The 13,238-nt window shown below is 32.7% G+C and carries 11 protein-coding genes; 7 read left to right on the top strand and 4 right to left on the bottom strand.

Annotated elements, in window-relative coordinates; translation table 11 throughout:
* Positions 1 to 28: 28 nt before the first annotated feature.
* From ABJF52_RS00760 to ABJF52_RS00745, 4 genes are read right to left on the bottom strand one after another with little or no spacing between them, the layout of a single operon-like run.
* Positions 29 to 2,404, bottom strand: a complete 2,376-nt coding sequence (locus ABJF52_RS00760) for a polysaccharide biosynthesis tyrosine autokinase (protein ID WP_348144848.1) — start codon at positions 2,402 to 2,404, stop codon at positions 29 to 31.
* Between the two features lie 41 nt (positions 2,405 to 2,445).
* Positions 2,446 to 3,237 (bottom strand): polysaccharide biosynthesis/export family protein, encoded by a 792-nt coding sequence (locus ABJF52_RS00755; protein ID WP_348144845.1) that lies wholly within the window; start codon positions 3,235 to 3,237, stop codon positions 2,446 to 2,448.
* A 43-nt stretch (positions 3,238 to 3,280) separates the two neighbouring features.
* Positions 3,281 to 5,218 carry a nucleoside-diphosphate sugar epimerase/dehydratase gene (locus ABJF52_RS00750; protein ID WP_348144842.1) on the bottom strand — a complete coding sequence of 646 codons (1,938 nt, stop codon included), beginning with the start codon at positions 5,216 to 5,218 and terminating at the stop codon, positions 3,281 to 3,283.
* A complete protein-coding gene (locus tag ABJF52_RS00745; protein WP_348144839.1) occupies positions 5,215 to 6,351 on the bottom strand; it encodes a DegT/DnrJ/EryC1/StrS family aminotransferase in 1,137 nt (378 codons plus the stop codon). Before ABJF52_RS00745 ends, ABJF52_RS00750 begins: the two co-directional genes overlap by 4 nt.
* Positions 6,352 to 6,775: 424 nt before the next feature.
* On the opposite strand from ABJF52_RS00745, the gene ABJF52_RS00740 reads away from it, so the two are divergent.
* The 7 genes from ABJF52_RS00740 to ABJF52_RS00710 are packed head-to-tail and all read left to right on the top strand — an operon-like array spanning position 6,776 to position 13,204.
* The gene (locus tag ABJF52_RS00740) at positions 6,776 to 8,173 is read left to right on the top strand and encodes a nucleotide sugar dehydrogenase (RefSeq protein WP_348144836.1); all 1,398 of its coding nucleotides are present in this window, start codon (positions 6,776 to 6,778) and stop codon (positions 8,171 to 8,173) included.
* Positions 8,170 to 9,186: an NAD-dependent epimerase gene (locus ABJF52_RS00735; RefSeq protein WP_348144833.1), complete on the top strand. Its 1,017-nt coding sequence runs from the start codon at positions 8,170 to 8,172 to the stop codon at positions 9,184 to 9,186. The genes ABJF52_RS00740 and ABJF52_RS00735 overlap by 4 nt, the downstream gene beginning before the upstream one ends.
* A 33-nt stretch (positions 9,187 to 9,219) precedes the next feature.
* A complete protein-coding gene (gene cysQ / locus ABJF52_RS00730; protein WP_348144830.1) occupies positions 9,220 to 10,023 on the top strand; it encodes a 3'(2'),5'-bisphosphate nucleotidase CysQ in 804 nt (267 codons plus the stop codon).
* A 2-nt stretch (positions 10,024 to 10,025) separates the two neighbouring features.
* Complete coding sequence (locus ABJF52_RS00725) at positions 10,026 to 10,454, top strand: DUF2061 domain-containing protein (protein WP_348144827.1); 429 nt, start codon at positions 10,026 to 10,028, stop codon at positions 10,452 to 10,454.
* Positions 10,439 to 11,035, top strand: a complete 597-nt coding sequence (cysC, locus tag ABJF52_RS00720; protein ID WP_348144824.1) for an adenylyl-sulfate kinase — start codon at positions 10,439 to 10,441, stop codon at positions 11,033 to 11,035. Before ABJF52_RS00725 ends, cysC begins: the two co-directional genes overlap by 16 nt.
* Complete coding sequence (gene cysD / locus ABJF52_RS00715; protein ID WP_348144821.1) at positions 11,032 to 11,937, top strand: sulfate adenylyltransferase subunit CysD; 906 nt, start codon at positions 11,032 to 11,034, stop codon at positions 11,935 to 11,937. The genes cysC and cysD overlap by 4 nt, the downstream gene beginning before the upstream one ends.
* A 10-nt stretch (positions 11,938 to 11,947) precedes the next feature.
* Complete coding sequence (locus tag ABJF52_RS00710; RefSeq protein ID WP_348144994.1) at positions 11,948 to 13,204, top strand: GTP-binding protein; 1,257 nt, start codon at positions 11,948 to 11,950, stop codon at positions 13,202 to 13,204.
* Positions 13,205 to 13,238 lie beyond the last annotated feature (34 nt).

The following is a 13,238-nucleotide window of genomic DNA, read 5'->3' as shown; positions in this document are numbered from 1 at the left end:
TTTGTTATGCTTGAAGAATACTATTCTATTAGAATTTCCACCATTTTTTGGTGGTTTTGCCATAACCATAACCATATTTTCCACCATAGCCTAAATTCGAATCTTTTACATCATTTACCACGAAGGCCAAACCAGGTAATTTACCTTCAGATTGCAATTTCAACGGAAATTCAATCACTCTGTTTTCTGTAACCCCAGCCCTTGTAACATAAATAATGTGATTTGCATACTTACTGATAAGTAGTGTATCAGTCACCACCATTAAAGGTGCGGTATCAACTATCACATAATCGTACTTTTCTGACACTTCTTCAAATAATTCTTTTAATCTGTCACTCATCAATAACTCAGATGGATTTGGTGGTATTTTACCAGAATATATTACATCAATAGTGTTATTATGGACTAACATCGGATTTATTATATCTCTGGAAGTTAACGACTCATCGTATAGAAATTCAGTTAAACCTGCATCTTTATTACGTGTTGGCTTCATTCCCAACTTATCAACATCTTTACTTGTAAAAAAAGTATATAATTTTGGATTTCGAATGTCGGCACCGATTAATAAAACTTTCTTATTAGTATTGGCAAATATCATTGAAAGATTGGAAGATAAAAAGGTTTTACCTTCTCCCGGCACACTTGATGTAACAAAAATAAGATTGTTTTTTCCAACCTTCTTTGAATTAATTATATAATCTAAATTGGTTCTTAAAATTCTCAAAGATTCCCCTAAAACAGACCTATCCTCTTTTTTTACTAAAATTTCATCTTTCTTAGATAAACGTGGTAATTCAGCAAGTACAGGTATATTGGCTGCTAATTTCTCCAAACCTGTTTTACTATGAATCTTATTATCGAGCAATCCGTTGGCATATATAACCGAAAATGGAATTAAAAGCCCTAAAATAAGAGAGGCCAAATAAATAACAGGAATCTTAGGTGATACTGGTAAGCCACTTGTTAAATGAGCATGATCAATTATTTTTGATTTCTCCGGACTGGATGCTGCAGCAATTTGAGACTCTTCTCTTTTTTGTAATAAATACAGATATAAATTAGCCGTTGTTTGCTGTTGTCTAGTTATATTAGTTAATTCACGCTGATTTTTAGGAGCTGAATATATCGTACTTTGTATTCTACCAACCTGATTTTGAAGAGTACCCACTGTCATTCCCACATTTCGTTCCATAGAAGCTAAACTAGATTGCATTGTTGACTTTAATTGATCTAGTTGTTCATTTAAGTTAACAATGATTGGGTTTTTTTCGTCTGCACTTTTTAATAATCGCTTTCTTTCAGCAACCAATTCATTATATTTCGCTTGTGTCCCAGAAATTGCACCACTTCCCACATCAAAAGCAGGCATAGCCTCATAACCTTCTTCACCAGCTACATAATTTTTAAGACTAGAAACCATCTGTAATTGATTACGTGCATCATCTAGTTGTTGTCTACTCGCTGTACTTACTTGTACAGCTGCACCAACTTCTAAACCACTTCCTGTAATTCCCTTTTCAGTCAACAACTCTTCAGCATCCTTATCAACTGCTGTTAAACTCGATGAAATATTTGTAATTCGATCATTAATAAACTGTTCTGTTTTATTAGCAACTGCTTGTTTGTCTTCAATAGCATTTCTATTATAATTATAAATTAAATTATTAATAACATCTATTGCTTTCTGTTTTACTGGATTGTTTAAGTTAATATTAATAATATTAGACATTTCATCAGCAACAGCAACTACTATCTTTTTTTGGTATCCTTCCGCAACACTATATATTGGACTTAATGAAACTTTTATTTTGCTACCTTTAAATTTTTTAAAATATGGAATGTTTGGTGTTATAACTATGCCCCCAATCTCGGACGGAATAGTTTTACCAAACGAAAACATTTTTACAGGACTATCTCGTTCCAAACTATATCCAAAATCTGTATCAGATGATAACTCTATAAAAAAGACAAATTCAGAGTTATCAATTATAGAATCATTTTCAATAAAATTTACATTGAAAGGTCGGTCTTTATATATCTCAGAGTCTTTTACATTCCCCAATGAATGCATTTTTAAGTTCAGATTTAAAGACTGGACAACCTCAATAAAGTTCGATCTTGAATTTAAAATTTCAATTTCATCCTCAACTTTATTTTTACCTCCACCTAAAAGATCCAAATCTTGAAATGCAGATAATTCGGATGAAGAATTTTTATCCTCAATAATCTGAATTTTAGCTTTTGCTGAATATTCTGGAGTAGCATATCTTATATAAAGCGAAGCCATAATTAAGGTGACAATAGCTGATAAGACAAACCATTTCCAATGTTTTAAATAGGAGTTTAAAATCTCCTTTAAATCAACATTATCGTTAGAAAATTTTTCTGAATCAATGGCCATTAAAGTACTTTAAATTATTTATTATCAAAGAAGAATTATATTTAATTCGTCCGTGTTATTATCAATACTGTAGATGTAATTAGTAATGACGCTACTGATACCCAAACAGAAACTCTACTATCAAATGCCGATGCATTCACCGCAGAATCATTGGGTTCAACATAAACAACGTCGTTCTGTGTTAGATAATAAACTGGGGAATTCAACGATTCCTTGCGTGTTAAATCAATACGCGTATAAACCTTTGTACCGTTAAAATCCCTTATCACCATAACATTTTCTCTTAACCCCTTAATGGTTAAATCATTTGCTAATCCTATTGCCTCCAAAACAGTAATTTGCTCACCACCAACTGCATATGTCCCTGGTCTGTTAACTTCTCCTAAAACTGTTACAGTAAAATTCTTTAATCTGATATTAATAATTGCATCTTTAAGATATGGGCTCAACTTCTCCTTTAAATGATTTTTGGCTTCTTCAGGTGAAAGACCAACTAATTTAATAGCTCCTAGTACCGGGAAATCAATTTCACCATTTTTATCAATTATATAATCTACTTGCTCAGTTGCTCGCATACCACCCTCTTCCGAAGCTACACCTTTAAAAAGATTAAACGGTATACTTGCTTGCGGATCAAATGTTGAAACATATATACTTAAAACATCATCGACTTTAAATTTGTTAGTATGTGAATTATCACTTACGATTGTCTCATAATCACCTGCATTTTGAAAGTAAACAATATCTTTTTTAGAGGCGCAAGAACCTAAAATTAACGCTATTAAACTAAAAGTTAAAAATTTAAAGCCTTGTGAATTCAATTTTTCAAACATTATGATTTTATTAGGGTTTTCAAATACAAGATTAGTGAAAAAATTAAGATTGTACTACCTTTAATGTTGGTTTATCAGAATCTGACTTTTTCTTCTCATCATCTAAATCACATAATTCAGAATTATTCGAAACATATTCTGGCACAATATTTTTCATCAATCTTACCGTATTACCACTAAAGAACATATTAGTAATGCACAACTCATCTATTTTTGACCGAACTTCAGCATAATCCAAATCTCGCACTTTGCTTATTTTGATTTTCTTGTGATAAGTTGGTAAAGTATTTTCTCCATTTGCTAATAGCTCTTCATATAACTTTTCACCTGGTCTCAAACCTGTAATTTTAATATCAATATCCTCAGGATAATTTAAACCTGATAGTTTTATCATATTTTTAGCCAAATCAAATATTTTAACAGATTCGCCCATATCAAATATAAAAATCTCACCACCTTCACCCATAGACCCCGCTTCTAACACTAATTGAGAGGCTTCTGGAATGGTCATAAAATAACGAGTAACATCTTTATGTGTCAGAGTCAAAGGACCACCTTTTTCTATTTGTTTTCTAAATAAAGGAATAACAGAACCATTAGAACCTAAAACATTACCAAACCTTGTTGTAATAAATTTGGTTTTCTTTTCCTGCTCCATACAACTAATATACATTTCAGCAATTCTTTTACAGGCTCCCATTACATTGGTTGGGTTTACTGCTTTATCTGTAGAAACAAAAACAAATTTTTCAACTTTATGATTTAGAGATAAATCTGCAACAGTTTTTGTTCCGGCTACATTAATTTTAATGGCTTCATAGGAATTATATTCCATTAAGGGAACATGTTTATATGCTGCCGCATGAAAAACCATATTTGGCTTATACTCTTGGAAAATAGCATTCATTCTATTTTTATCTCGTATATCTCCTACTATTGGTATAAAATTATGAAACCCATTTTGCTTTAAATCTTGTTGTAGGTCATACAAAGCGGATTCTGCCTGATCTATAATAATTAATGATTTGTAATTATAATCACATATTTGACGAACAATTTCACTACCAATTGAACCAGCTCCTCCTGTTACAAGAATCACTTTTCCGTTCAATTGATTGTCAATCTTTTGATTTTTAATACTAATAGGTGCCCTATCCAATAAATCCTCTATTTGTACTTGCTTTATTTGAGAAGCACGTAACTCTCCATTTATCCAATCTTCAACCGGAGGAACAATTTTCACCTGTACAGGATATTCGACCAAACTCTCAACTAATTTTCTTAGTTTTTTAGGATCAATATTCTGGATAGAAAAAATAACCTCTGATATATCCTTTTTAGTTAAGAAATCTTCAGTCAAAACTTTTTTATCAAAAACATTGACACCATTAATCTGTTTACCGACTTTTTGATTATCATTATCAATATAACCGACTACTCTAGCTCTACTTTTGGAATGATTTGTAAGTGCATTATGTGTTAAAATACCAGATTCTCCAGCACCATAGATTAATACATTTTTATTAACCTTCATGTCCTTCGCTAGATAATTATTATAAAGCGATTTAAAAACATACCTAGAAGCGGTTAACCCAATAAAACTTAAAAGACTATGAAATATAATTATACTTCTAGGAATTGTAAAGTTTTCAATAAAATCTAATTTAGTGTTAATGAGAATCATTACAATCATTAATATGCTACAGGTACAAATCGCATTAAAAAGATTATATACATCTCGAACTCCAGTATGTCTAACAACTCCCTTATAAGACCCAACTATCAAAAATGACACTAATGACACCAATGCAACAAACGGCAACTGTGTATATAGTTGATTAACATCAAAATCTAATGACAAATCGAATCGAATGCAATACGCTAAAAAGAAAGAAAAACTTACCGTGATTACATCAATTAATAGGACTAACCATTTTGATGCATAACGATTCACGTTATTAGATAAATAATTTTGAATCATGATTTAAAATTCTTTATAATTAAGTCGGTAATTCTGCCTAAATCATTCTCGGTAAGATTTGAACCACTCGGTAAACATAATCCTCTTTCAAATAAATCTGAAGATGTTCCGTCAGAATAACTAGGATACTTTTCAAAAATTGGTTGTAAATGCATTGGCTTCCATAGTGGGCGCGATTCTATGTCCTCTTCTAAAAGAGCCAAACGAATTTTTTCTCGAATCTCAAATGAAGACGTTAATATGCAAGTTAACCATCTATTGGAAAAATAACCCTCTGGCTCATCTAAAAATTCAATTTCATCTAAATGATTCAGTTTGGTCTTATAATACTCAAAATTACTTCTACGTGCAGCTACTCGCTCATCTAAAACTTCCATTTGACCACGTCCTATTCCCGCCAAAACATTACTCATCCTGTAATTGTATCCAATATTGGAATGCTGGTAATGTGGAGCGTCGTCTCTTGCTTGTGTTGCAAGAAAAATAGCTTTTTCTTTATATTTTTTGTTTTTAGCTACTAAGGCACCACCACCAGATGTTGTTATTATTTTATTTCCGTTAAATGATAAAATACCAATATCTCCAAAACTACCACATTTAATATCATTTACTGAACTGCCTAAGGCTTCCGCACTATCTTCAACTACAGGCACCTCATATTTATCTGAAATACGCTTTAATTCTGAAACATTATATGGCATACCGTATAAATGAACAGCTACAATTGCCTTGGGCTTTTTACCATTCGCAATTCTATCTAAAATTGCCTCTTCTAAAAGTGTAGGAGAAATATTCCAAGTATCTTTTTCACTATCCACAAATACTGGGTTTGCTCCAAGATACAATATAGGGTTTGCTGATGCTGAAAATGTAAAACTTTGACAAATCACTTCATCTCCATCGGTAACTCCAAGAAGCTCTAGGGCTAAATGTATAGCTGCCGTGCCCGTACTCAGAGCAGCAACATTAACTCCACTATTAATATAATTTTCAATAGACTTTTCAAACAAATTGACATTGGGCCCAAGTGGGGCTACCCAATTCGTGTCAAATGCTTCTTTTACATAAATTTGTTCTTTGTCACCCATATGAGGTGAAGAAAGCCATATTTTACTTGATGTAATTATACTCATAGTATTATATAAAGAATAAATTTACCTAAGTTTTTTATAATTATCGTACAAACTATATTAAATACGATTTAAAACTACAAACGGTTCATAATTAAAAAACGTACACTAAAACTTTTATATCAAGCAAAATTATGAATTACTCACAATCCTTAGTTACCTCATGTCCTTAATTCGATTAAAAGTTATAATTTATTGTTAACTACTACATAGATGCGCTGGATATCTTTAATTATAGCAATTTAACCTAGATTAAATTAGTTCGTAAATAATATTGGTTTTTTCGTTAAAATACATGAAATGACTATAGAATAATTATAATTATTAAGATTTATCACAATACCGTTAAAATATACTCGTTTGTCAGATTAGAAGAATTTTTCTAAAATTATTTACAATCTTTGCATCCCTTTTAAATAAAATCTGAATGAAAAAAGTTACAAAAATATGTTGTATCGGTGCTGGTTATGTAGGCGGTCCTACAATGTCAGTTATTGCAAGTCAATGCCCGGATATTAAAGTCACTGTCGTAGATATTAATCAAAAGCGAATAGATGATTGGAATTCTGACAATTTAGACAATTTACCGGTATATGAACCAGGCCTTAAAGAAATTGTTTCAAAAAGCCGTGGCAAAAACCTTTTCTTTTCTACCCAAGTGGACAAAGCTATTGACGAAGCTGAAATGATTTTCATCTCAGTAAATACTCCTACTAAGACATATGGAAAAGGAAAAGGGCAAGCCGCAGATTTAAAATTTGTAGAACTTTGTGCTAGAAATATAGCTAAGGTTGCGAAAGATGATAAAATTATAGTTGAAAAATCCACTTTACCAGTACGTACGGCAAGCGCAATTAAAAGCATACTTGACAATACTGGCAATGATGTCAGATTTGAAATTTTGTCAAATCCCGAATTTTTAGCAGAAGGGACTGCAATTGAGGATCTTTTAAATGCAGATCGGATTCTTATTGGAGGTGATGATACTGAATCAGGAAAAGATGCTAAAAACATTTTAAGTTCAGTTTATGAACATTGGCTACCTAAAGAAAGAATTTTACAGACAAATGTTTGGTCGTCAGAACTTTCAAAATTGGTTGCAAATGCATTTTTAGCTCAACGTGTTTCATCAATTAATGCAATTTCCGCATTGTGTGAGAAAACAGATGCTAATGTCGCTGAAGTTTCTCGTGCCATTGGCACTGACAGTCGAATTGGTCCGAAATTCTTAAATGCATCAGTTGGTTTTGGTGGATCTTGTTTTCAAAAAGACATATTAAATCTTGTTTATATTGCTAGAAGTTACGGATTGCAAGAAGTTGCTGATTATTGGGAACAAGTAATTATTATGAATGATTACCAAAAGAGACGATTTGCAGAACATATTATTTCTACGCTTTACAATACAGTTTCAGGCAAGAAAATCGCATTTTATGGATGGGCATTTAAAAAAGATACTAATGACACGCGAGAATCAGCCGCAATATATGTTGCCGATGCATTATTAGATGAACAAGCCCAAATTGTTGTTTATGACCCAAAAGTATCTAAAGAACAAATTTATGCTGACTTGGACTACTTAGGTACAAGATCTCCAGAAGAGAATAGAAAATTACTCACAGTTGTTACTGAGCCAATGGAGGCTGCCGAAGATGCACATGCAATTGGTATATTAACGGAATGGGATGAGTTTAAGTCGTATAATTGGGACACAATTTTCACCAAAATGCTAAAACCTGCTTTCCTTTTTGATGGCCGTAGAATCTTAGATAAAGATACTATGGAGTCAAAAGGATTTCAATACTACAAAATAGGTCAATCATGAAAATATTAGTAACTGGCGCAGCTGGTTTTATAGGCTATCATTTATGCGAAGCACTTTTAAGAAGAAACATAGAAGTCATTGGTTTAGATAATATAAATGATTATTATGATGTCAACTTAAAATATGCTAGATTAAATGAGCTTGGCATTGACCGTGAATCAGCAGAAAAATGGAATAAAAAATCTATTAGTGATATTCATGGTAATAAATTCACTTTTGTCCGCCTTAAACTTGAAGATAGAGAGGAATTACCTAATATTTTTAAAAACACCAATATAGTTGCTGTATGCAACTTAGCAGCTCAGGCTGGAGTTCGATATAGTCTAGAGAATCCTGAAAGTTATATTGACAGCAATATAGTAGGATTTCTAAATTTACTAGAATGCTGTAGGCATAACAAAGTTGAACATTTAGTCTACGCTAGTAGTTCGAGCGTTTATGGATTAAATGAAAAAATACCTTTCTCTACTGAGGATAGTGTTGATAACCCAATAAGTATATATGCCGCTAGTAAAAAAAGCAACGAACTAATGGCACATACCTATAGTCATTTGTTCGGTATGGCAACAACTGGTTTACGCTTTTTTACCGTTTATGGCCCATGGGGTCGACCCGACATGGCGCTTTTTCTATTCACCGATGCAATTTTAAATAATCGACCTATAAAAGTATTTAATCATGGTAAAATGGAACGTGATTTTACATATGTTGATGATATCGTAGAAGGTGTAGTTAGAATCTTAACTAAATCAACTAATGATAGAGACCTTTACAAGGTTTATAACATAGGTAACAATAATTGTGTTAAGTTAAATGACTTTATTGAGGCCATAGAAGAACAAGTTGGTAAAAATGCAGAAAAAGAAATGTTACCAATGCAACCCGGAGATGTTAAGCGCACATGGGCAGATGTTGAAAGTCTTATTCGTGATTATAATTATCACCCAGATACTAAAATAAAAAATGGAGTAAAAGAATTTGTAGATTGGTACAAGAACTACTACAATGTATAATACTCCTACCAAATTAATATATTAGCCCTCTACATGTTCGATTTATCCGAAAATTTACGCATTGCAATAGAAGCGTCAATAGATGCCGGAATAGCTATCTTGGATGTATATAATCGGCCTGATTTTAACAAAGAACTTAAGGAGGATAAATCTCCACTTACAGAAGCAGATTTGACCGCTAATTCTATCATCAACTCCTTTCTAGAAAAAACAATCTATCCTATTATCAGTGAAGAAAACAAAAATGAAGATTTTACCATAAGAAAAAATTGGGAATATTGTTGGATTGTTGACCCTTTAGATGGAACAAAGGAGTTTATTAAGAAAAATGGTGAGTTTACTGTAAATATAGCTCTTGTAATAAATGGAATTCCAGAAATAGGCGTTATTTATGTACCCGTTACACGAGAACTTTATTATGCATCTGTAACAAATAAAAAAGCTTATAAAACTCAACTAGATCCACTTCATAATATTAATGGAAATTTGTTTAATGCAAGTGACAGAATCAATCCAAACCAAAAAGTTAAAAATAAGCTTCGTATTGTTGGTAGCCGATCACATATGAATCAAGATACTCTAGATTTCATAGAAAAAAAGAAGGAAGATTTTGAGACAATTGAAATTGTTTCTAAGGGTAGTTCTTTAAAATTTTGCTTGGTTGCTGAGGGTAAAGCAGATATATACCCTAGATTTGCACCAACTATGGAATGGGATACAGCTGCTGGACAAGCAATATGTATGGCAGCGGGGTTCAATGTTATTTCTAAAGAAACGGGTGAGAATCTTTCTTATAATAAAAAGAACTTATTAAATCCATATTTCGAAGTACGATAAAAATGGGTAAAATATCTCATAAAAGACATATTGCAAAAACAGTAACATGGAGGTTAGTAGGAACTTTAGACACTATTTTACTGTCTTGGCTTATTACCGGAAATCCATTTACTGGACTTAAAATAGGCTTGTCTGAAGTTTTAACCAAAATGGTTTTGTACTATTTACATGAACGTGCTTGGTTAAAAATGAATATTGACGACAGTAAAAAACGGCATTTAATTAAGACAATTACTTGGCGAATTATTGGTACTTTAGATACTATTTTACTTTCATGGTTTATTACAGGAAGTCCAACGACAGGTTTAAAAATTGGAGGTGTAGAAGTTGTTACTAAGATGATTTTGTATTATGTACATGAAAGGGCATGGTATAAGATCAATTTTGGATTGGACAATCGTCATAAAAAGAAAAAATGGAAAAAAATATAATTTCCCACAATTACAAACTTAGTGCTGTTGAAAGAAGAGCCGGAAATGGACATAATTCTTTTCTTATTTTTCTCACGGGACTCTCAGGGTCCGGAAAATCTACCATTGCCAATATACTGGAAGAAAAATTGCATGCAAATAAAATAAAAACATATGTTTTAGATGGAGATAATATGAGAAAAGGTATTAACAGTGACCTTTCTTTTAGTCCCGATGATCGTTCCGAAAATATTCGTAGAATCGGTGAAATATCTAAATTATTTATAGATGCGGGTATTGTAGTTTTGGCTGCATTTGTCGCCCCTTACGAAGAAGATCGGAATAGAATTAAACAGACAGTAAGTGCTGAAAATTATGTTGAGGTTTTTGTAAACACTAGTTTAGAAGTATGCGAAGAACGAGATGTTAAAGGACTTTACGCAAAAGCTAGAAAGGGGGAAATCTCTAATATGACAGGTATTTCCGCTCCGTACGAATCCCCAAAATCACCTGATGTTGAGGTGACCGAAGAAAACTCCATTGAAGAATCTGTCGAAATTATTTATAGTAAAATTAGAAACCAATTAAGACTCAAAAAATGAGTAAATACTATTTAAATTACCTTGATGAATTAGAATCGGAAGCTATTTACATTCTAAGAGAAGTTTGGGCACAATTCCAAAACCCAGTTATACTTTTCTCAGGCGGTAAAGATTCTATTTTAGTTGCACATTTGGCGAAAAAAGCATTTTATCCTGCGAAAATTCCATTTCCTTTGATGCATGTAGATACAGGTCATAATTTTCCTGAAACCATTCAGTTTAGAGATGATACACTAAAAGAATTAGGTGTAAATTTAATTCTTGGTTCCGTCCAAGAATCAATTGACCAAGGTAGAGTTGCCGAGGAAAAAGGAAAAAATGCCACTAGAAATTCTTTACAAATTACCACATTACTTGATGCTATTGAGTTAAACAAAGTGGATTGCGCAATTGGTGGTGGAAGACGAGATGAAGAAAAAGCAAGAGCAAAAGAACGCTTTTTTTCACATCGCGATGATTTCGGTCAATGGGATCCTAAAAATCAACGTCCTGAACTATGGAATCTTTTCAATGGAAAACATTTTGAAGGTGAACACTTTCGTGCTTTCCCAATAAGTAACTGGACGGAAATGGATGTTTGGAATTACATCTGTAGAGAAAAAATAGCTATTCCATCTTTATATTTTGCACATGAAAGAGAAGTTGTTTGGCGAAGTGATTCCTGGATTCCTAATTCTGAATTTTTGAAATTAGAAGAAGGTGAGGAAATTGTAATTAAAAAAGTTAGATTCCGCACCTTAGGTGACATAACAATTACGGGAGGTATTGAATCCGACGCTGATACCCTTGAAAAAATCGCTGAAGAAGTCTCTGGAATGCGACAAACGGAAAGAGGAAATAGAACGGATGACAAACGTTCTGAGAGCGCAATGGAAGACAGAAAAAGACAAGGTTACTTTTAAAGAAAATATAATGGAATTAAATAATAATCAACTATTAAGATTTACAACTGCTGGCAGTGTGGATGATGGCAAAAGCACATTAATTGGAAGGCTCTTGTATGATTCAAAATCAATTTTCGAAGACCAACTAGAGGCCATAGAAAATACAAGTCAAAAAAAAGGTCATAAGGGTGTAGATCTTGCTCTTTTTACCGATGGATTAAAAGATGAACGTGAACAAGGTATTACTATCGATGTTGCCTATCGTTATTTCACTACGCCAAAAAGAAAATTCATTATAGCAGATACCCCAGGTCATATTCAATATACACGAAATATGGTAACCGGTGCCTCTACTGCAAATGCGGCCATTATCTTAATAGATGCTAGACATGGCGTAATAGAACAAACGAAGCGACACTCTTTTATCGCTTCCCTTTTACAAATTCCACATCTTGTTGTTTGTATTAATAAAATGGATTTAGTAGACTTCAAGGAAGATGTTTACGATAATATTGTTAAACAATTTCAAGACTTTTCTTCTAAATTGTTAGTTAAAGATGTTCGATTTATTCCTATAAGTGCCTTATTGGGAGATAATGTAGTTAACCGATCTGAAAACATGAATTGGTATAATGGAGCTCCCCTTTTACATACTTTAGAAACAATACACATTAGTAGTGACTTTAATAGTATTGATTCTAGGTTTCCCGTTCAAACTGTATTAAGACCACAACGAGATGGTTTTATTGATTATCGCGGCTATGCTGGAAGAATTTCAAGTGGTATTTTTAGACCGGGTGATGAAATCACAGTAATGCCTTCAGGTTTTACCTCCAGAATCAAAACTGTTGAAGGTCCAAATGGTGAACTTGATGAGGCTTATGCACCGATGTCTATTTCTATGACTTTAGAAGACGATATCGATATTGGTCGTGGGGATATGATTGTAAGGTCAAACAATAAACCTGAAGCTACTCAAGATTTGGAAGTGATGCTCTGCTGGATGAACAATTCTCCCGCCAAACCTCGTGCAAAATATTCTGTTAGACATACAAGTAATGTACAAACTGCATTAATTAAAGAGGTTATTTACAAAATTAACATTGAAACTCTAGGTCGTAATTTTGATGATAAAGAAATGACCATGAACGACATATGTAAAGTTAGAATTCGAACAACTAAACCTCTTATGATTGATTCCTATCGAGAAAATAGAGAAACCGGTAGTTTGATTTTAGTTGATGACACAACGAACGAGACTGTCGCTGCCGGCATGATTATGTAATTTACAGGTAAAAAGTACGTTATGTTTTTTAGAA

The sequence above is a fragment of the Aurantibacter sp. genome (genome assembly GCF_039941195.1).
In the GTDB taxonomy this organism is placed as follows: Bacteria; Bacteroidota; Bacteroidia; order Flavobacteriales; family Flavobacteriaceae; genus Aurantibacter_A.
Note: the sequence above shows the minus strand (reverse complement) of the source record. Positions and strands in the feature narration are given on the sequence as shown.